This window comes from Macrococcus bovicus (assembly GCF_004359575.1).
In the GTDB taxonomy this organism is placed as follows: domain Bacteria; phylum Bacillota; class Bacilli; order Staphylococcales; family Staphylococcaceae; genus Macrococcus; species Macrococcus bovicus.
Genome location: NZ_SCWF01000001.1, coordinates 210566 through 229807 on the forward strand (window position 1 = coordinate 210566; position 19242 = coordinate 229807).

At 46.0% G+C, this 19242-nt stretch carries 22 protein-coding genes; 4 read left to right on the forward strand and 18 right to left on the reverse strand.

Annotated features, from left to right (window positions below; all coding sequences use genetic code 11):
- Positions 1 to 10 precede the first annotated feature (10 nt).
- Together ispG and ERX55_RS01210 are read left to right on the forward strand one after the other, a co-directional pair.
- The gene (ispG, locus tag ERX55_RS01205) at positions 11 to 1108 is read left to right on the forward strand and encodes a flavodoxin-dependent (E)-4-hydroxy-3-methylbut-2-enyl-diphosphate synthase (protein ID WP_208001497.1); all 1098 of its coding nucleotides are present in this window, start codon (positions 11 to 13) and stop codon (positions 1106 to 1108) included.
- Entirely contained in the window at positions 1095 to 1658 is a 564-nt protein-coding gene (locus ERX55_RS01210; protein WP_133450755.1) for a 5' nucleotidase, NT5C type, read from the forward strand. Before ispG ends, ERX55_RS01210 begins: the two co-directional genes overlap by 14 nt.
- A gap of 31 nt (positions 1659 to 1689) precedes the next feature.
- Here the strand turns inward: ERX55_RS01210 and ERX55_RS01215 are convergent, their stop codons facing one another.
- The 5 genes from ERX55_RS01215 to ERX55_RS01235 form a co-directional block, all read right to left on the reverse strand.
- Complete coding sequence (locus ERX55_RS01215; protein ID WP_133450756.1) at positions 1690 to 2097, reverse strand: Fur family transcriptional regulator; 408 nt, start codon at positions 2095 to 2097, stop codon at positions 1690 to 1692.
- Positions 2087 to 2935 (reverse strand): metal ABC transporter permease, encoded by an 849-nt coding sequence (locus ERX55_RS01220; RefSeq protein ID WP_133450757.1) that lies wholly within the window; start codon positions 2933 to 2935, stop codon positions 2087 to 2089. Before ERX55_RS01220 ends, ERX55_RS01215 begins: the two co-directional genes overlap by 11 nt.
- Positions 2932 to 3696, reverse strand: coding sequence for a metal ABC transporter ATP-binding protein (locus ERX55_RS01225; protein WP_133450758.1), 765 nt, complete (start codon positions 3694 to 3696; stop codon positions 2932 to 2934). The genes ERX55_RS01220 and ERX55_RS01225 overlap by 4 nt, the downstream gene beginning before the upstream one ends.
- An 88-nt stretch (positions 3697 to 3784) precedes the next feature.
- Complete coding sequence (locus ERX55_RS01230) at positions 3785 to 4675, reverse strand: deoxyribonuclease IV (protein ID WP_133450759.1); 891 nt, start codon at positions 4673 to 4675, stop codon at positions 3785 to 3787.
- Between the two features lie 11 nt (positions 4676 to 4686).
- Positions 4687 to 6015 (reverse strand): DEAD/DEAH box helicase, encoded by a 1329-nt coding sequence (locus tag ERX55_RS01235; RefSeq protein ID WP_133450760.1) that lies wholly within the window; start codon positions 6013 to 6015, stop codon positions 4687 to 4689.
- A 113-nt stretch (positions 6016 to 6128) separates the two neighbouring features.
- On the opposite strand from ERX55_RS01235, the gene ERX55_RS01240 reads away from it, so the two are divergent.
- On the forward strand, positions 6129 to 7094 hold the full coding sequence (locus ERX55_RS01240; RefSeq protein WP_133450761.1) for a 4-hydroxy-3-methylbut-2-enyl diphosphate reductase: 966 nt from the start codon (positions 6129 to 6131) through the stop codon (positions 7092 to 7094).
- A gap of 28 nt (positions 7095 to 7122) precedes the next feature.
- Here the strand turns inward: ERX55_RS01240 and ERX55_RS01245 are convergent, their stop codons facing one another.
- From ERX55_RS01245 to ccpN, 7 genes are all read right to left on the reverse strand, one after another.
- On the reverse strand, positions 7123 to 8208 hold the full coding sequence (locus tag ERX55_RS01245; RefSeq protein WP_165983673.1) for a Nif3-like dinuclear metal center hexameric protein: 1086 nt from the start codon (positions 8206 to 8208) through the stop codon (positions 7123 to 7125).
- The gene (locus tag ERX55_RS01250) at positions 8198 to 8875 is read right to left on the reverse strand and encodes a tRNA (adenine(22)-N(1))-methyltransferase (protein WP_133450763.1); all 678 of its coding nucleotides are present in this window, start codon (positions 8873 to 8875) and stop codon (positions 8198 to 8200) included. Before ERX55_RS01250 ends, ERX55_RS01245 begins: the two co-directional genes overlap by 11 nt.
- Before the next feature lie 55 nt (positions 8876 to 8930).
- Positions 8931 to 9290, reverse strand: coding sequence for a c-type cytochrome (locus ERX55_RS01255; protein WP_133450764.1), 360 nt, complete (start codon positions 9288 to 9290; stop codon positions 8931 to 8933).
- Between the two features lie 82 nt (positions 9291 to 9372).
- Positions 9373 to 10464 (reverse strand): RNA polymerase sigma factor RpoD, encoded by a 1092-nt coding sequence (gene rpoD / locus ERX55_RS01260; protein ID WP_133450765.1) that lies wholly within the window; start codon positions 10462 to 10464, stop codon positions 9373 to 9375.
- Positions 10465 to 10482: 18 nt separating this feature from the next.
- Positions 10483 to 12240 (reverse strand): DNA primase, encoded by a 1758-nt coding sequence (gene dnaG, locus ERX55_RS01265; protein WP_133450766.1) that lies wholly within the window; start codon positions 12238 to 12240, stop codon positions 10483 to 10485.
- Positions 12241 to 12252: 12 nt separating this feature from the next.
- Entirely contained in the window at positions 12253 to 13074 is an 822-nt protein-coding gene (locus tag ERX55_RS01270; protein WP_133450767.1) for a pyruvate, water dikinase regulatory protein, read from the reverse strand.
- A gap of 10 nt (positions 13075 to 13084) precedes the next feature.
- Complete coding sequence (gene ccpN / locus ERX55_RS01275; protein ID WP_133450768.1) at positions 13085 to 13717, reverse strand: transcriptional regulator CcpN; 633 nt, start codon at positions 13715 to 13717, stop codon at positions 13085 to 13087.
- A 273-nt stretch (positions 13718 to 13990) separates the two neighbouring features.
- On the opposite strand from ccpN, the gene ERX55_RS01280 reads away from it, so the two are divergent.
- Positions 13991 to 15376: a glycine--tRNA ligase gene (locus ERX55_RS01280; protein ID WP_133450769.1), complete on the forward strand. Its 1386-nt coding sequence runs from the start codon at positions 13991 to 13993 to the stop codon at positions 15374 to 15376.
- A gap of 39 nt (positions 15377 to 15415) precedes the next feature.
- Here ERX55_RS01280 and recO read toward each other — a convergent pair whose 3' ends face one another.
- The 6 genes from recO to ERX55_RS01310 are packed head-to-tail and all read right to left on the reverse strand — an operon-like array spanning position 15416 to position 19224.
- A complete protein-coding gene (gene recO, locus ERX55_RS01285) occupies positions 15416 to 16150 on the reverse strand; it encodes a DNA repair protein RecO (protein WP_133450770.1) in 735 nt (244 codons plus the stop codon).
- Positions 16150 to 17049, reverse strand: coding sequence for a GTPase Era (era, locus tag ERX55_RS01290; RefSeq protein ID WP_133450771.1), 900 nt, complete (start codon positions 17047 to 17049; stop codon positions 16150 to 16152). The genes recO and era overlap by 1 nt, the downstream gene beginning before the upstream one ends.
- Positions 17049 to 17453, reverse strand: coding sequence for a cytidine deaminase (cdd, locus tag ERX55_RS01295; RefSeq protein WP_133450772.1), 405 nt, complete (start codon positions 17451 to 17453; stop codon positions 17049 to 17051). The genes era and cdd overlap by 1 nt, the downstream gene beginning before the upstream one ends.
- Positions 17454 to 17465: 12 nt before the next feature.
- Positions 17466 to 17816, reverse strand: coding sequence for a diacylglycerol kinase family protein (locus tag ERX55_RS01300; protein WP_133450773.1), 351 nt, complete (start codon positions 17814 to 17816; stop codon positions 17466 to 17468).
- Positions 17816 to 18280: an rRNA maturation RNase YbeY gene (gene ybeY, locus ERX55_RS01305; protein ID WP_133450774.1), complete on the reverse strand. Its 465-nt coding sequence runs from the start codon at positions 18278 to 18280 to the stop codon at positions 17816 to 17818. The genes ERX55_RS01300 and ybeY overlap by 1 nt, the downstream gene beginning before the upstream one ends.
- Positions 18280 to 19224, reverse strand: a complete 945-nt coding sequence (locus tag ERX55_RS01310) for a PhoH family protein (RefSeq protein ID WP_133450775.1) — start codon at positions 19222 to 19224, stop codon at positions 18280 to 18282. Before ERX55_RS01310 ends, ybeY begins: the two co-directional genes overlap by 1 nt.
- Between the last annotated feature and the right edge of the window lie 18 nt (positions 19225 to 19242).

Consider the following 19242-nt stretch of genomic DNA (forward strand, 5'->3'; position numbering starts at 1 on the left):
TATGTCTGAAATTACACATAGAAGTAAAACCCGTCCGGTCAAGGTAGGTAATCTCACTATCGGAGGCTCCAACGAACTGGTCATCCAGAGTATGACGACGACTAAGACACATGATGTTGAAGCGACTGTCGCTGAAATCAAGCGGCTGGAAGAAGCAGGCTGTCAGATTGTACGTGTCGCCTGTCCGAAGGAAGAGGATGCGTTAGCGATAGCTGAAATCAAAAAAAGAATCAATATCCCTCTGGTCGTTGATATTCATTTCGACTATAAGCTTGCACTTCTCGCGATTGAAGGAGGCGCTGATAAAATCCGTATTAATCCCGGCAATATCGGCCGCCGGGAAAAGGTGGAGGAAGTCGTCAAGGCCTGTAAGGCGAAGGGGATTCCTATCCGTATCGGTGTCAATGCCGGCTCCCTTGAGAAACATATCCTGAAGAAATACGGCTATCCGACTGCTGACGGGATGGTTGAAAGTGCGCTGCATCATATCAAGATTTTAGAGGATCTTGATTTCCATGATATCATCGTCTCCATGAAAGCAAGTGATGTCAGCCTTGCCATTGAAGCTTATACGAAGGCGGCTCAGGCTTTTGATTATCCACTTCATCTCGGCATCACTGAAAGCGGGACCTTATTCGCCGGCACAGTAAAATCTGCTGCAGGTCTTGGGGCTATTATGAGTCTTGGGATCGGTAACACATTACGTGTCTCATTATCAGCGGATCCTGTTGAAGAAGTAAAAGTGGCGAGAGAACTGCTTAAGTCATTCGGGCTTGCCAGCAATGCTGCGACTTTGATTTCCTGCCCGACTTGCGGCCGCATCGAAATCGATCTGATTTCCATCGCCAACGAAGTGGAAGAGTACATTTCAACGATTAAAGCCCCTCTGAAAGTCGCTGTCCTTGGCTGCGCCGTAAACGGTCCAGGTGAAGCACGTGAAGCAGATATCGGCATTGCCGGTGCACGAGGAGAAGGCCTGCTCTTTATGAAAGGGAAGACCGTCCGTAAAGTACCGGAAGAAACAATGGTGGAAGAACTCAAGAAAGAGATTGATAAACTTGCTGAGGAATATTTCAAGAAACAGGAAGAAGAACTTGCAAAAAATTAAACGACTAGGTATTGATATAGATGGAACAGTCACCTGCCCCACCGCCCTCGTGCCTTACTTGCAGCGCTCCTTCGGTTCCCATATCAAATATGAAGATATTACAGCTTATGATTTAGGCGTCGTCCTTCATAAATCAGCTGAAGAGATGTATGACTGGTTCATGGCTAACCAGGAGGAGATTTACACTCATTCCCCTGTCGCTGAGGGGGCCCTCCCCGTTCTGAAGGAATGGTCGGAACAATATGAGCTTTTCTACATCAGCGCTCGTTATGGTTATCTGGACCGCGTGACATCTGACTGGTTTGAAAAACACGGCGTCCCTTTTCATCATATCGAGCTGACAGGCAGCCACGACAAAATTGAAGCGGCCAGACAGCATCAGGTCGATGTCTTTTTCGAGGATAAGCTGGACAATGCCATAGCTATCAACCGTGAACTTGGTATTCCTGTCGTTCTGTTCGATACCCCCTATAATCAGAGCGAACTTCCAGCAAATGTCCACCGCGTTTACACCTGGGAAGAAGCAAAAACTTTACTGAAGACATTATAAAAAGGAAGCTGTCAGATGACAGCTTCCTTTTTTAATGGCACTTTTCACATAATCCGTAGACTTCAATCTTATGGCTTTTAATTTCAACACCTGGCAGTTCTGATTTGAATGTATCCATCGGACAGTAGTCTATCACTTTTGTCTGGCCACAGGATTCACAGATAAAGTGATGATGATGGTGCTTTGTACATGACAGTCTGAACTGCTTTTCATTATTCCATTCTGTCGCTTCAACAATGCCCAGTTCCGCAAAAAGATGAAGGTTACGATAGACAGTATCAAATGAAATACCCGGATAAGTCCGATGCATCTCAAGCTGCACCTGCTTAGCTGTGATGTATTTGTCTGCCTCAGCAAAAATTGTAATCATATCACGTCTTTTATCTGTATACTTATAACCCTTCTCTTTTAATATATGGATAGCTTCTTCAGTTTTCATCCAGCATTCCTCCTTGTTCTCGTTTTTTCTGATAAAGAATGGCACAAAGCAGGATGACGATGAGAAGTAAAACGATGACGCCTCCTGGTGAGATATTAAGGTAAAAAGCAAAAATCAAGCCTAAAATCACTGAGCCTTCTCCGAAAATGACACTCCATAGCATCAGTTCCTTGTAGCCTCTCGCAAATCTCATCGCGCTTGCAACGGGCAATGTGATCAGGCTGCTGACCAGCAGAATGCCGACGATGCGCATAGAGGCCGAAATAACAAGGGCGACCATCAGCATGAAAAGAACATGCAGATATTTAGGAACACCGATAATCTGAGCATATTCCTCGTCGAACGAGAGCATAAACAGCTCTTTATATAGCAGGAAGATAAATAAGACGACGATAATGAATATAGCAATGATTGTCAACAGATCAGCAAGTGTGACTGCACTGATACTGCCGAATAAGTAGCCGAACAGGTCCTGGTTAAAGCCATCAGCAAGTGAAATAAAGACAACGCTGAGACCGATACCCAGTGACATAATGATCGGAATCGACAGTTCCTGGTAGTGCTTATAAACACTTCGCAGTCTTTCAATAAGCAGAGCGCCTGTCACTGAAAACAGGATGCCGAACCATATGGGACTGATGGCGATAGGCGCAAGCCACTTTGCGACCAGCATACCAAACGAAATACCGCCGAGCGTGACATGACTGAGCGCATCCGCAATCAGAGACAACCTTCTGACTACGATAAACGTCCCGATCAGCGGCGCAAGAATACCGATCAGCATACCACAGAGAAATGAATAGCGCATAAAATCAAAGTGAAGAAGTGCATCGATCATAAACAACACTCCCTGTCATGACTATGGTCAACAAACTGAATCGGGTGGCCGTATATCTTAGAGATTTCCACTTCGTCCAATGATTTAAACTGCTGGACTGTACCGTGAAAATGCAGATGCTGGTTTAAGCAGGCCACATTGGTTGCCGTATCAGCCACGACACCGATGTCGTGCGTAACCATCAGAATGGTGATTCCTTCAGACTTCAGTCGCGTCAGCAGCTGATAGAAATCTGCGACATGTTTGGCATCAATACCGACAGTGGGTTCATCCAGGATCAAGATGCTCGGGTTCGATATCAGCGCTCTTGCTATAAAGACGCGCTGCTGCTGACCGCCCGATAATTGTGAGATATTCTTTTCAGCCAGATGCCCGATATTTAAGCGCGTCATCATATCGTTGACCCGCTCACGGTCTTCTTTCTTAAAGCGCTGGAACAGTTTCTTCTCCTGAATCAAGCCGCTTAAGATGACTTCTCGCACAGACGCAGGAAATCCTGTATTGCCAGAATTCGCTTTCTGCGAGACATAGCCAATCCGCTCTGATTTCTGCTGGTTCAAGGGTTCTCCGTTAACAAGGATCTCACCTGTCTGGAGCTGCAGAATACCAAGGATCAGCTTAAGCAGTGTCGACTTACCTGACCCGTTCGGTCCGACGATAGCCAGAAAATCTCCCGGGTAAATTTTCAGATTGATATCCTGAAGTGCTTTTTTGTCCGGATAACGATAATCCACATGTTTAACTTCAAATACAGGTTCCATTGGTCACCTCTCTATTTTCCAGTACCATCTATCTTAATGTAAATCGTAATGAAAACGCAAGGATGAAATCTCATCCTTGCGTAAAAATTTATTGCGCCATTATCTTCTCGAGTAACGACGGGTCGAAGTCACCACGCTTGATCATATCGATTTCAAAGCGATAAGGCGGCTTCTTATTTTTTTTATCTTCTCCGACATACGGGGTCTCGAGAATCTTCGGGATGCTGCTGAAAGCTTCATGTTTAACGATACGTTCTAATGCTTCAAAACCGATTTCACCGAAACCGAAGTTCGCGTGCCGGTCTTTGCGTGCCCCGCGGACATTTTTACTGTCATTAACATGAACCACCTTGATACGCTCAAGCCCGACGATACGGTCGAACTCTGCTAAGACACCGTCAAAGTCATTCACGATATCATAACCTGCATCATGAACGTGACACGTATCGAAGCAGACCGATAATCTTTCATTATGATTGACGCCTTCTATTATCTGGGCCAGTTCCTCAAATGTCTTGCCGCATTCAGACCCTTTGCCCGCCATCGTTTCAAGTGCGATACGTACATCATTCTGATTGGTCAGCACTTCGTTCAGGCCTTCGATAATTTTCTGGATGCCGGCCTCTTCACCCGCACCGACATGAGCCCCTGGATGCAGCACGATATCCTTGGCACCGAGCGCTTCTGTCCGTTCAATCTCCTTCTGCAGGAATTCAACGCCCAGTCCGAAGACTTCAGGTTTAACGGTGTTGGCAATGTTGATGATATAAGGTGCGTGGACAACGATGTCGGACAGTCCATTTGCCTTCATATGTGTCAGACCTGCCTCAATATTCAAGTCCTCCACCGGTTTTCTTCTTGTGTTCTGCGGTGCCCCTGTATAGATCATAAAAGTGGAGGCACCGTATGACGCTGCTTCTTCCGCTGCCGCAAGCAGCATTTTCTTCCCACTCATCGACACATGTGAACCTATAAGCATCGACTATCCTCCTATTTCTTACGTGCTTCTTTATTACGTCGCTTTGCAAATGATTTCTTCTCATTACGTTTAAGCTGATCCAGCTCATAACGGAATTTCCGTTTATAACCCGGCTTCACCTTCTTTTTGCTTTTCACTTTATGTTTCAGCTTCTGTTCGATATTGTCTTCCTGTTTCTTACGTCCGGAACGCTGTGTGCGGTCCTTGATTTCCTTCAGTTCACCTGATTTTGTATCAGCATGGATGAAAGTGAATCCTTTTTTCTCAATCTGATTGATGAGATCTTCTTCTTCAGGTGTATAGAGTGTAATCGCAGTCCCTTTATAATTACCACGGCCTGTTCGTCCGACGCGGTGAGTAAAGAAATCAATGTCCTGCGAGATATCATAGTTGATGACATGGCTGACCCCTTCAATATCAATCCCACGTGAAGCAAGGTCTGAGGCCACGACAAACTGGAAATCCAGCTGTTTGATACGTTTCATCTGCTGGACGCGTTCCCGAGGCGTTAATCCGCCGTGAATAATACCTGCCTTGATGCCTTGCTCTGCCAGATAATTCAGCACTTCATCAGCACGTTCCCGGCTGTTGGCAAAAATGATACAGAGATAAGGATTGATGGTCGACATCACTTCAACAAGTTTTTCTTTTTTATCGTTTGATTTAGTCGGAATAAGGAAAAACTCAATATTTTTATTCGTCTTCTCCATCGGGTCAATCTCGACGAATTCCGGCTGCGTCAAATATTTGTTCAGGAAAGGATGGAGTGCTTTCGGTATCGTTGCTGAGAAGACTGCGATCTGTGCATCTTCCCCGAGACGCGCGGCAATTGAGTCAACCATCGGCATGAAGCCAAGGTCAATCATTAAATCCGCTTCGTCAATAACGATGGACTTGGCAAGGTGCAGTTTCAGGGCATACTCTTCTGCCATATCATTGATGCGGTTCGGCGTGCCGATGATCAGCTGAGGTTCAATTTTAGATTTCTGGATGTCTTTCTGTTTATCCGTGCCACCGATATAAAGCCCTGCTTTGATTTCTGCCTTAAAGCTCAGCAGATGCTGTGCTGCATCGTACAGCTGCTTCGCAAGTTCACGCGTAGGCGCGAGTATGATGACCTGCGGCTCATGTACAGACGGATCAATGCGGTCGATCAACGGCAGCAGGAACGCATGTGATTTTCCTGTCCCAGTCTGAGATTGTCCGATTAAGTTTATACCTCTTATCAGTTTCGGAATGACACGTCTCTGGATTTCAGTGGGCTGATCAAAATTAAGATCTTTCACCGCTTCTATCAATTCAGATGAAAGTTCAAAATTTTCAAATGGATGTTTAGCCATTGTTATCCTCCTTTATTTCTTCATCTTTAGTATTATAGCGGAAAGTAGCGGTTAAAGATAGTTTAATTGCCGGGTTGAAATTGCTATACTGAAGACATAAGGAGGTCATCCATATGGATATCGTTAAAATTACACCTCGTGGCTACTGTTACGGCGTTGTCGATGCGATGGTTATCGCCCGCAATGCGTCGCTCGACAAGAATCTGCCACGTCCTATATATATTCTCGGCATGATTGTACATAACAAACACGTCACGGATGCTTTTGAAAGTGATGGCATTATCACGCTTGACGGCCCGAACAGACTGGAAATTCTTGAGAAGATTGATTCGGGGACGGTCATCTTCACCGCGCATGGTGTCTCACCGGAAGTCAAGAAACGCGCAAAGGAAAAAGGGCTTGTCTGCATCGATGCCACCTGCCCGGATGTAGAGAATACACACGCGCTTATCCGCAGCAAAAAGGCGGACGGTTACCATGTCATCTATATCGGTAAAAAGGGGCACCCGGAACCTGAAGGTGCAGTCGGCGTCGCCCCTGATATTGTCCATCTCGTTGAGAATACGAATGATATTATGGCGCTTGATGATGCACTGAAAGACCATAAACTGATTGTGACGAATCAGACGACGATGTCACAATGGGATGTGTCCCATCTGATGGTCGAACTGCAGAAAAAATTTCCGCATATCGAAGTTCATAAAGAAATCTGTCTCGCAACACAGGTGCGTCAGGAAGCTGTAGCGAATCAGGCTGACCAGGCTGATATTCTGATCGTTGTCGGTGACCCGAAAAGCAATAACTCGAACCGCCTCGCTCAGGTCTCCCAGGAAATCGCGCATACAGAAGCCTACCGTATCTCTGACATCAGTGAGCTGAAATTAGAATGGCTCAGCGGCAAACAAACCGTTGCTGTGACTGCCGGCGCCTCGACACCGACGCCTATCGTCAAAGAGGTCATTGATTTCATCGCGGCCTACAATCCGGCGGAACCTGCTCCGCTGCCCGCTGCATCTGCAGTACCGACTGAGAAGATTCTGCCTAAAATCAAGAATCCGAAACCCGTGCAGACATTATAAAAAACATTCGTCAAATGACGAATGTTTTTTATATGGCCTTAAATGGATGAGTAGCATGTTCAGATGCCTCGACCTGCGTGCAGCCAAATGACTGCAGCAAATCTTTTAGGCCTGCAATCATGACCTGCTCAGAATAATGCTCGATATCGGCGGTCAGAAGACCTGTCATCAATAAATCATGGGCCTCGTGGTATTTAATATCACCTGTCAGAAATAAATCAACACCCGTCGCGGCCACTTCTTTCATATAACTGACACCTGCCCCGCTGATAATGCCGACGGTGCTAATCATTTTACTGCTGTCCCCGATGATTCTGAGCGTCTGGATGCCGAGCTGCTCTTTAACGTGCAGCAGCCATTCCTCCGCCTTGATACCAGTCTCCAGCTCTCCGCGGATACCTGTACCGAACTGATCCGTCACCTTGAAGCGGTAAATATCATAGGCTGGCTCCTCGTAAGGATGTGCAGTATGAATGGTCGCTTCCACTTGCTGCTGCAGATGAGGTTCGAAGACACATTCAAGCTTGATCTCATCCACCACTTCAAGCTGATTGCTCGTGCCTATATAAGGCGAAGCTGATTCATTCGGTCTGAACTGGCCTTGTCCTTCCAGCTGGAAGAAGCAGTCGCTGTAATCACCGATCCGGCCGACACCAGCTTCTGCCAGTGCTCGTTTCAATGGCTCTGCATGTTCATGTGGCACAAAGATCTGCAGCTTGGCCATCTCCCGCTCGGCCGGCAGCAGAATCTGCTGCTTTGTCAGCCCGATTTTGTCAGCAATCATGGCGCTGACCCCTCTATCATATGCATCCAGATTCGTATGCATGGCAATCAGCTGAATATCGTTTTTAATCAGAGCATGGATCACAGCGCCGTAGCCTTTATTCTCAATTCTTTTGATGCCGGAGAAAATAAGCGGATGATGGGCGATGATGGTGTTACAGTGCTTCGCTACTGCTTCCTGCACGACTTCGAGTGTACAGTCGAGTGTCGTCAGGATACCTGTCACTTCACTCGACATATCACCGATTAAAAGTCCGACATTATCCCAGCTCTCTGCTTTACTGAAAGGAATCTCAGCATCAATCTTTCCTAAAAGCTCTCTAATCTGCAAAATGGATCACCTCCTGATAAAGTTGCAGCTGTCTTTCGATCTCCTCTTTTTTCTTATGCTGTGCGGGTAGTTCTTTAATCGTCTCAAGAATAGCAGTGAGATGCCGGTATTCCTTCTGCCATTTTTCGTTGAACGTCTCTGACTGTTCCTGCAGCAGCAAGGGCCCGAACTTCATTTCCGCTTCTGTCAGTGACATCACACCCTCCTCAGCAACAATGATCTCATAGATATGCTTTTTCTCCTTGAGGATATCTTCAGCGATAATCTTGTAGCCAAGCGTCTGCAAGGCCTGTCTGACCGCCTCTGAATGAATATTGCTCTGCAGAATCAGCCGGGGTCTCGAGGCAAGCTTTGCACGACCGGTCAGCAGAATATCACTGATTAAAGGGCCGCCCATCCCACAGATGGTGATGCAATCGACCTCACCGCTGTCGATGACTTCCAGACCTGAGCCCAGACGCACCTGAATCTTGTCAGCGAGGCCTTCACTCCGGACATTGCGGACCGCCGCCTGAAACGGACCTTCGACCACCTCACCTGCTACTGCCCGCTCTATTCTCTGCTGCTCTACCAGATAGATGGGCAGATAGGCGTGATCTGAACCGATATCTGCCACTGACGTCCCTGTTACATAGTCTGCTACTTTCATAAGTCTTGTCCCAATCATAGAATACTCCTAACAAAAAAATCTTTTGCCGCGGCAAAAGATTTTTTTAGTTTTATTATTTTGCTTCTTTTAAGTACTTCACGAGTGTATCAAGGTCTTTATCAGCAATAACTGACTCATCATGAGCCGGCATTGCACCTTTACCTTCACGAATGATTTTTTTCATTTCTTCAGGTTTTTTGGTGCTGCCTGCTAATTTTGGCCCCATTGCACCTTCAAGGTTCTGACCGTGACAAGAAGTACAGTTATCTTTAGCGAAAGCTGCTGCATCAAACTTCTGTTCAGTTTTTGCGCCACCTTCTCCACCTTCAGCATTTTCTTTTTCTTGATTAGCTGCTTGAGCTGACATGAAGAAAATTAAACCTACGCCCATAAGTAGGATTAAAATGAATGGAACAACTGGATTACGATTCATTAAATTTTACCTCCCTTTATAGTGACCATATACATATCTATTTTATATTAAAAATGCGCATTGTCAAAGTCTTTTCACAATTTTAATCCATAAAGTCTTTGAGTCGTTTACTTCTTGATGGATGGCGAAGTTTACGCAGTGCCTTCGCTTCAATCTGACGGATACGTTCACGTGTCACGCCAAAGACTTTCCCCACTTCTTCAAGCGTGCGCGTGCGTCCGTCATCAAGACCGAAGCGTAGACGCAGCACGTTCTCCTCACGGTCAGTCAATGTGTCAAGCACATCCTCCAGCTGTTCTTTCAGCAGCTCATAGGCAGCGTGATCTGCCGGACTCTGAGCGTCCTGGTCTTCGATAAAGTCACCTAAATGAGAGTCATCTTCTTCACCGATAGGCGTCTCCAGTGAGACAGGTTCCTGGGCAATCTTCAGAATTTCTCTGACTTTTTCAGGTGGCAGATCCATTTCCTCACCGATTTCTTCCGGTGAAGGATCGCGACCTAAATCCTGCAGTAACTGACGCTGTACACGGATGAGTTTATTGATGGTTTCCACCATATGAACAGGAATCCGAATGGTACGGGCCTGGTCGGCAATGGCACGCGTGATCGCCTGACGGATCCACCACGTCGCATAAGTGGAGAATTTGAATCCTTTGGTGAAGTCAAATTTCTCTACCGCTTTGATGAGACCCATATTACCTTCCTGAATTAAGTCAAGAAACAGCATGCCACGGCCGACATAACGTTTAGCGATGCTGACCACAAGACGTAAGTTCGCTTCAGCAAGCCGTGCTTTCGCTTCTTCATCACCTTGTTCAATTCTTTTAGCGAGTTCAATTTCTTCTGTTGCACTTAACAGGTTCACACGGCCGATCTCCTTTAAATACATACGGACCGGATCATTGATTTTCACCCCTGGCGGCGCTGATAAATCATTCAGGTTGAGTTTTTCATCTGTATCCTGGGCATCTTTTTCATTGATTAAAGTAATGTCATTTTCAGTGATGGTATCAAAGAACTCATCCATCATATCTGCATCCATGTCGAAGTTCTGCAGCTTATCTGCAATCTCCTCATGGCTGAGCTGACCATTCTTTTTACCCGTCTCTATTAACTGTGCCTTAATCTGCTCTAATGAAAGAGCAACATCTGCTACGGTTTTCTTAACTGCCATACACGTTGCCTCCTAATATCACGACTGCTTTTTCTGTCGGTTCAATATAATAATCTGCTGCATAAGACGATTTCTGTTGTCTATATCGCCTTCCGCTACAGCCTGTTTCAATGCTTGTTTCAGTTCCTGAAGCGTTCGACGTTCCTCCTGCTGCGCGTGAATCACATATATATAGTCATTTATCTCCTCGATTGAAGGATGTTCATTGATCATCATGTCGTCTATAGAGATAACGTCACTATGTGCTTCAGCATTTATCCCTGAAAGAAACTGACTGATATGAAATTCATCCTCCGTAGTATAATACCCTGTTAGCGCCTGATATATCGCCTGATGCGCAGGCTTTTTAAAGTGATGGACCGTCAGTGCATCCTGCATCTTCGTAAATAACATCTTGTCCATGAAGAAATGCTTCAGCACCGTCCGTTCAGCGCGCTCCTGCTTGGAGTATGACACCTGCTGAACAGGCCCGGTTACCCCTTGTTCACGTTTTGGGATATATTTGGAAACCTCAAAATTCAGACTGTCAAAGTCCACTTTAAACAATTCGCTTGCTTCATGCAATATTTTTTTGCGCAAGGTCGGAGATTTAATCAGGCCGATATTCTGCATCACTTCATTGAGCTTCTGCTCATAAATCAGATCATTTGAAGCCACTTCATGGGTCATCTGTCTCATTTTGAAGCTGACAAAAGCGATCTTATTATGTTCCACATAATTGATAAACCGTTCCCGTCCCATCTCCCTGATCATCTCATCGGGGTCCATGTCTTTACGGAGCGGTACGACATATACATTACTGCCGGCGCTCAGAAGGGACTCACCCACGCTTAAGGTCGCTTCGACCCCTGCATGATCGCCGTCAAACATCAGCGTAATATTATCCGCGAGCTTTTTCAGCTGCAGCTGATGCTCCCGGCTGAGTGCCGTACCCATCGTCGCGATGGCGTTGGTCAGACCCGCCTGATTCACCTTAATGACATCCATGAAGCCTTCCAGTAGCAGCACCTCATCCTGCTTGCGGATAGATTTGCGTGCAACATCCAGATGATAGAGCAGCTGTCTTTTCTGGAATATCGGGGTCTCAGGACTGTTCAGATATTTCGGCTGCTGATCCTTGTAAGTCCTGCCGGAAAAACCTACCGTGTGGCCTTGTGCATTGTTGATGGGAAACATGATTCTGTCGCGGAATCTGTCGTAGTAAGTGAAATTCTCCTCGTTTCGGGACAAGAGGCCCGCTTCATAAGCGAGTGCTTTATCATATCCTCTTTTTTCGAGAAAGTCATTAGCAAAGTGACTGATATCGGGACTGTAGCCTATTTTCTCCTGATTGATCAGTTCATCAGTAAAGCCGCGGTCATAAAGATACTGGAGGGCGGGCTCTGCTTCTTTGATCGCTTTAAGCACATAATGATAATAATCACGCAGCAGTTCATGCATCTCAATCATCTTCATGTTGTCATTCGCGACAACGACCTTCTGTTCACCTGCTACTTCTATACCTACATTTTCACCGAGACGTCTGACCGCCTCGACAAATGAGATATTCTCAATCTGCTCTAAAAACTGAAAAACATTGCCTCCTTTTTTACAACCGAAGCAATGACAGATCTGTTTTTCAGGTGAGACTGAAAATGACGGGGTTTTTTCATCATGAAAGGGACATAAACCGACATAGTTTCGTCCCCTTTTTTCAAGTTTCACATATTGGCTGACCAGACTGAGAATATCATTTTTCTCTCTGATTTCATTGATTATTTCCTGATTGATTTGCAATGGGTCACCTACTTACTTAGAACTACTTCTTGCTGTGACGATCTTAATGATTTCATTCGCGGTTTCTTCTATCGCTTTGTTTGAGACGTCAATCACTGGACAGTCGATTCTTGAAACGATTTTCTCGAAGTAAGCGAGCTCTTCATGTATACGCTGATCCTGTGCATAGCTGGCATCATCGTTTAAGCCCAGCTGCACCAGCCTTTCCTTACGAATGGCATTCAGTTTCTCGGGATCGATTTTAAGTGCGATACATTTAGCCGGATCGATCTTAAATAGCAGCTCCGGTGGATCAACTTCCGGTACAAGAGGTACGTTCATCACTTTATATCGTTTATGCGCGAGGTACTGGCTAAGCGGTGTTTTCGAGGTTCTCGATACACCGATCAGCACGATGTCCGCCTTTGTCAGACCTCTCGGATCGCGGCCGTCATCATATTTAACCGCGAATTCTATCGCTTCAATTTTCTTGAAGTAATCCTCATCGAGCTTATGCACCATGCCCGGCTCATTTAACGGCTGTTCATTCAGTTCTTCCGTCAGAATAGTCATGAGCGGTCCCATGATATCCACGTGTTTTAATTGATTTGCTTCCAGCTGCTCCTTCATATACTGGCGGATCGCCGGCATGACGAGCGTATAGATAACAATGGACTGCTGTTCTTTGGCTATAGAGATCACTTCATCAACATTTTCAGGTGTTTCAATGTAAGGTAATCTGACAGTGTCAAGTGCCTTACCAAACTGATTGAACTGCGAAGTGCATGCTTTCGTGACAAGTTCAGCTGTTTCACCGACAGAGTCTGAGGCAATGATCAATCTGATTTCATCCATAATGTGTCTCCTATTCATCTTCTATCAGTGCGACAAAGGCACGTGTGATGGTTGTTTTCGTAATGCGACCCGTCACTTCAAAAGCCGAGCCTTTCTGCGTGACGACAGGCAGCGAATCGATCTCCCGGTCGATGAGCAGATTGGCTGCATACAATAAGAGGTCATCCGGAAAGACCACCGCGATATTCGGCATGCGCGTCATGATAATATTGACAGGTGTCGCATGGACGTCCTGTCCGCCCATGGTCGCTCTCAGTAAGTCTTTCCTTGAACAGATGCCCACCAGTTCATTCGCTTCATTCAGAATAAATAAAGTACCGACATCATCGAGAAACATCTTGGTGATGGCCTCATAAACAGAAACGTCTTCCTTGATTAAGGAAGGCAGTGATTGAAAGTCTTTGACATAAAATTTCTTGATGGATTCTGATAACAGCTGTGTACTGGACTTACCCGTATAGAAATAACCGACGCGCGGTCTTGCATCCAGGTAACCTGCCATGGTCAGAATCGCGAGGTCCGGTCTTAAAGTCGCACGAGTTAAACTGAGCTGTTCAGCTATCTTCTCACCGGTGATGGGGCCATTGTTTTTAACGATTTGCAGTATTTTATTCTGCCTTGTGTTCAGTTCGATAGTCAGCACCCCTATTAAGACATAATTAGATAAATATATTATACGACTTAAATGCGTTAAAAACAATTAATCGACATAAATATTGTCCTCTATAAAAAAACATGATATATTCTTTGTAAGCGAGTTAAGGATGGTGCAAGCTTAACACTGAATTGGCCTGATGAGTTGAATAGTAAAGATGAGTGGAAACACTAATTTGGGTGGAACCGCGGGTAAAATATACTCGTCCCAAGGCCTTGGCCTTGGGACTTTTTTTATCCGCTAAAATTACAGGAGGTATTTATTATGACAAACATGGAAACAATCGTAGCATTAGCAAAACATCGCGGCTTTGTATTTCCAGGGAGTGAGATCTACGGCGGTCTTGCAAACACCTGGGACTACGGCCCACTCGGCGTTGAACTGAAGAACAACGTCAAAAAAGCATGGTGGCAGAAGTTTATCCAGCAGTCGCCTTATAACGTCGGACTGGATGCGGCTATTCTGATGAATCCTAAGACATGGGAAGCAAGCGGCCACCTTGCAAACTTCAATGATCCGATGATTGATAATAAGGACTCTAAAATCCGTTATCGTGCTGATAAACTGATTGAAGACTACATGCATGCTCAAGGTGATGAACATTTTATCGCTGACGGTATGAGCTTTGAGGAGATGAAGCAGTTCATCGATGAGAAAGGTATCGTATGTGCAGAATCTGGGACGGCGAACTGGACAGATATCCGTCAGTTCAACCTGATGTTCAAGACATTCCAGGGTGTCACTGAGAATTCAACAAACGAAATCTTCCTACGTCCTGAGACCGCACAAGGTATCTTCGTCAACTATAAGAATGTGCAGCGTTCAATGCGTAAAAAGCTGCCGTTCGGTATCGGTCAGATCGGTAAGTCATTCCGTAATGAGATCACACCCGGTAACTTCACTTTCCGTACACGTGAATTTGAACAGATGGAACTTGAATTCTTCTGCAAACCCGGAACAGAAATCGAATGGCAGAACTACTGGAAAGATTTCGCAGCGAACTGGCTGAAAACACTCGGCATCAAAGAAGAAAACACCAAGCTTCGTGATCACGATGAAGATGAGCTGTCTCACTATTCAAATGCGACAACAGACATCGAATATAAATTCCCGTTCGGCTGGGGTGAATTATGGGGTATTGCGAGCCGTACAGATTTCGACCTGAGAAAACATATGGAACATTCAGGCGACGACTTCACATACCATGACCCAGAGACAAATGAAAAATATTTACCGTATGTCATCGAACCTTCTCTCGGTGCGGACCGTGTGACGCTCGCTTTCCTATGCGATGCCTATACTGAAGAAAAACTGGAAGGTGATGATACGCGTACTGTTATGCGTTTCCACCCAGCTCTTGCGCCTTATAAAGCAGCGATTCTGCCGCTCAGCAAAAAACTGTCTCAAGATGCTTTGAAAGTTTTTGAGGAACTGAGCGCAGATTTCAACATCGACTTTGACGAAAGTCAGTCAATCGGGAAACGCTACCGTCGTCAGGATGAAATCGGTACACCTTACTGTATTACATTTGATTTCGATTCTCTGGAAGATCATCAAGTCACTGTCCGCGACCGTGATACAATGGAACAGATTCGCATGCCGATCTCAGAAGTGAAGCACTTCTTAAGTGAAAAAATTAAATTTTAACCGAAAAGAACGTCAGACTATAAAAGTCTGACGTTCTTTTTAGAGCTGTTCAAGTATTTTACGTGATTTCAGGTAGACACCTGTATACTCATCATACATCTTGAAGACCAGGCGCTCCATCTCTTTAATCGTGTCCTTGTTGATATTGATCTGACTGAACTGCTCCAGCGGCAGATGGATGAACAGGTTCAATACATAAAGTGCTCGACTTGAGACGGGAATTGCGTGAATATCCTGTGCAAGCTGCCCCGCTGTGAGAACACTGTTATATTTAAACGAATAAGCAGTGAAAGCCTGCGCATCAGTTGACTGATCGATTTCACTCCTATTGAAATTAGGCTGATAACCATATAATCGCATCATTTTGAGACTGACAATGAGCGCGATGACAGCCGGATCATGTCCCTCAGAAATCTTATCCAGTCCAAACTTGAGCAGCGTATAACAGAACCTGTTCTCTTCCTCCTCATCAAGCGACCGGTCAATCAGCTCGGCAATATACTGGGCATAGGTCAATGAGTAGAGGTCATTTCTAAGTGCATAATGACTGTTAAATGTATCGACAGAGGTCAGTGTCCCCATCCCCTTGAACTGCGAGAAAATAAACAGGTTCTCATAAAACAGGTCGAGTGATGAACCCCATTTCTTGGATTTGCGTGCATTTCTTGCCATCACTGCAATTTTACGGCCACGTTCGGCAAGAAAAGTAATAATTAAATGAGAATCACCGTAGGGAACCCGTCTTAAGACGATGCCATTCACTTTATTCAGCATTAATACTCGTCTTCACGATAACCGATCTGTCTGATGAAGTTCGGCTTATTGCGCCAGTCTTTCTGAACCTTTACCCATAGTTCAAGATAGACTTTTGAACCTAGCAGACGTTCGATATCCTGACGGGCCCGGATGCCGATTTCCTTCAGCATCTTGCCCTGCTTGCCGATGACGATGCCTTTTTGAGAGTCGCGTTCAACATAGATGGTCGCCTCGACATGCACCTTGTCATCATCCTGCCGGAGCATCTTCTCAACGTTCACGCCGATTGCATGGGGAATCTCCTGGCTGGTCAGATGGAGGGCCTTCTCCCTGATCAGTTCCGCGACGATGAAATGTTCCGGGTGATCGGAAATCTGGTCCTTAGGGTAGTACATAGGGCCGGGCGGCAGGTAACCGCTGATTACCTCAACTAATGTATCAACATTGTTGCCCTGTAAGGCGGAAATCGGCACGATCTCAGCGAACGGCAGCAAGTCTTTGTATTTCTCTATCTCTGTAATCAGCTCATCCGGATGAATCAGGTCGATTTTATTCAGCACCAGAAAGACCGGTGTCTTACTGTTTTTCAGCATCTCGATGATAAACTCATCACCGCGGCCGATGCTTTCTTCAACATTCACCATAAAGAGAATCGCATCCACTTCACGCAGCGTATTCTTTGCCACTTTCATCATGTAGTCACCGAGGACGTGCTTCGGTTTATGAATGCCGGGTGTATCGATAAAAATAATCTGGGCGTCATCTGTCGTCAGGACACCCTGAACTTTGTTGCGTGTGGTCTGCGCCTTATCGGACATGATCGCGACCTTCTGCCCGAGCACGCGGTTCATAAAAGTGGATTTTCCTACATTGGGGCGTCCGATAATCGCCACAAACCCCGATTTAAAAGCTGTCATTAATTCAGATCCTTTCCTGAGAAACCAAGCGGCAGTAAGTCTGCTACTGTTCTCTCAATGACATCACCGTTATGATTAGTCAGATAGACCGGCATGTCATCGTCACATAATTCATTGATTACCTGGCGGCAGGCACCGCAGGGAGAAGAAGGCTTATCCGTATCGGTCGTCACTACGATAGCGGCAAAATCACCTGGCCGGTAGCCCTTCGCAACTGCTGAGACCAGGGCTGTCCGTTCTGCACAGATAGCTTCGCCGTATGCCGCATTTTCTACATTACAGCCGTGAAATGCCGTGCCATCTTTCGCAATCAGATAGGCGCCGACATTAAACTTTGAGTAAGGGGTGTAAGCATTCTTCTGCGCTTTTCTTACTTCTTCGTACCATTCCTGTTTAAATTCCATGTTATTTCCTCCTTAAGCTGCAAGCAGCATTAATATATAAGGGATAAAGATGATCAGACCGATCAATGCACTCATGAAGCTGGCCAGCACGACTGCGAATGCAGCGGTATCTTTGGCGTGTTTCGCCAGCTCATGATAGTCCTCCGTCACAAGGTCCACCACAAATTCGACTGATGTATTCAGCACCTCAGCAACAAGCACGGTGAAGATGGCAATGATGATGAACAGCCATTCTAGCGTCGTCAATCTGAAAAAAAGGCCCGCCAGTATGACAATCAGAGCAGCAAGTAAATGCAGAATAAAATTGCGGTCTTTCTTCAGCAGAGTCCGCAGACCCTGCAGCGGATAAATAAAGCGTTTCATCATCGGTCTCGCGTCAGCCCGTAAGCCGCTAAAATGGCGTCCTGACGCCCGAACATGATTTTCTCTTCCTCTTCTGTCATATGATCGTAACCCAGCAGGTGCAGCAATCCATGCAGTGACAGAAAGCCGAGTTCGCGCTCAAAAGAATGGCCGTAGTCCTGCGCCTGTTCTTTGGCACGTTCAATACAGATAATAATGTCACCTAGCACTCTGATTTCTGAAGGGTCTTCGAAATCCTCCTCACCTTCTTCGAGTGCGAAGCTGATCACATCTGTGACGCTGTCCTTATCGCGGTACTGACGATTGATCTCCTGGATCTCCTCACTGGTCACAAACGACACAGCGACTTCTGCTTCTTCTGTGATGCCTTCTTCTTCTGCCGCAAACTGCAGCAATGCTTCTACTTCCGGCAGAAACGCCGGTTCAATCGTCTGTTGTTCATCAATAAATTCAACTGTCAGCATTATTCATCACCTTCATATGCTTTAATTATTTTTCCGACCAGTGGATGGCGGACAACATCTGCTGATTCAAATTCCTGGATTGCGATGCCCGGCACATGGCTGAGGCGGGCTTCAGCTTCAACCAGGCCGCTTTTCGTATTCTTCGGCAGGTCGATCTGTGTCTTATCGCCCGTGATGACCATTTTAGAGCCGAAGCCGAGACGGGTTAAGAACATCTTCATCTGGGCATGGGTCGTGTTCTGCGCTTCATCGAGTATGATAAAGGCATCATCAAGTGTGCGTCCACGCATATAGGCAAGCGGCGCAACTTCAATGACACCGCGCTCTATCAGGCGTGCTGTCTGCTCTGCTCCAAGAACATGATGGAGACCGTCATAGAGAGGACGGAGATAAGGATCCACCTTCTCCTTCAAATCCCCCGGCAGAAAGCCCAGTGACTCACCCGCTTCAACGGCCGGCCGTGTCAGTACAATACGCTTGACCTTGCCTGCACGCAGACTTTTAGCCGCCATCACAACCGCGAGAAATGTCTTCCCTGTCCCCGCAGGCCCGATGCCGAAGACCAGGTCATTTTTCTTGATCTGATGCACATAAAGTCGTTGCCCCATTGTTTTGGCACGAATAGACTTGCCGAATGCATCCTTCGTTATCTCTTCATCGTAGAGATCTGTCAAGTAGTGCACTGTCCCTTTCTCAGCCATCCGGGCAGCTGACTGGACATCTTTTAATGAGATGTTCATCCCTTTTTGAATCACCTTCAATAAGTTAACGATGACAGCCTCAGCTTTTTCAACGTCTTCTTCATCTCCGCTGACTGTCACCTGACCGCCACGTGTATGAATCTCCACATTGAAAGCTTCTTCCAGGTAACTGATATGTTCATCGTGGTTACCTAAAAGGGCCTGCGCTTCATTAACATCTTCTATACCAATTGTCTGTGGCATTCAAAAACTCCTTTATGA

Coding starts and splice junctions, on each gene's coding strand:
- ERX55_RS01215 (WP_133450756.1), bottom strand. CDS start 2,097: ATGAAAACTGAAGAAGCTATCCATATATTAAAAGAGAAGGGTTATAAG.
- ERX55_RS01220 (WP_133450757.1), bottom strand. CDS start 2,935: ATGATCGATGCACTTCTTCACTTTGATTTTATGCGCTATTCATTTCTC.
- ERX55_RS01225 (WP_133450758.1), bottom strand. CDS start 3,696: ATGGAACCTGTATTTGAAGTTAAACATGTGGATTATCGTTATCCGGAC.
- ERX55_RS01230 (WP_133450759.1), bottom strand. CDS start 4,675: ATGCTTATAGGTTCACATGTGTCGATGAGTGGGAAGAAAATGCTGCTT.
- ERX55_RS01235 (WP_133450760.1), bottom strand. CDS start 6,015: ATGGCTAAACATCCATTTGAAAATTTTGAACTTTCATCTGAATTGATA.
- ERX55_RS01240 (WP_133450761.1), top strand. CDS start 6,129: ATGGATATCGTTAAAATTACACCTCGTGGCTACTGTTACGGCGTTGTC.
- ERX55_RS01250 (WP_133450763.1), bottom strand. CDS start 8,875: ATGATTGGGACAAGACTTATGAAAGTAGCAGACTATGTAACAGGGACG.
- ERX55_RS01255 (WP_133450764.1), bottom strand. CDS start 9,290: ATGAATCGTAATCCAGTTGTTCCATTCATTTTAATCCTACTTATGGGC.
- rpoD (WP_133450765.1), bottom strand. CDS start 10,464: ATGGCAGTTAAGAAAACCGTAGCAGATGTTGCTCTTTCATTAGAGCAG.
- ERX55_RS01270 (WP_133450767.1), bottom strand. CDS start 13,074: ATGGATGAAATCAGATTGATCATTGCCTCAGACTCTGTCGGTGAAACA.
- recO (WP_133450770.1), bottom strand. CDS start 16,150: ATGCTGAATAAAGTGAATGGCATCGTCTTAAGACGGGTTCCCTACGGT.
- era (WP_133450771.1), bottom strand. CDS start 17,049: ATGACAGCTTTTAAATCGGGGTTTGTGGCGATTATCGGACGCCCCAAT.
- cdd (WP_133450772.1), bottom strand. CDS start 17,453: ATGGAATTTAAACAGGAATGGTACGAAGAAGTAAGAAAAGCGCAGAAG.
- ERX55_RS01300 (WP_133450773.1), bottom strand. CDS start 17,816: ATGAAACGCTTTATTTATCCGCTGCAGGGTCTGCGGACTCTGCTGAAG.
- ybeY (WP_133450774.1), bottom strand. CDS start 18,280: ATGCTGACAGTTGAATTTATTGATGAACAACAGACGATTGAACCGGCG.
- ERX55_RS01310 (WP_133450775.1), bottom strand. CDS start 19,224: ATGCCACAGACAATTGGTATAGAAGATGTTAATGAAGCGCAGGCCCTT.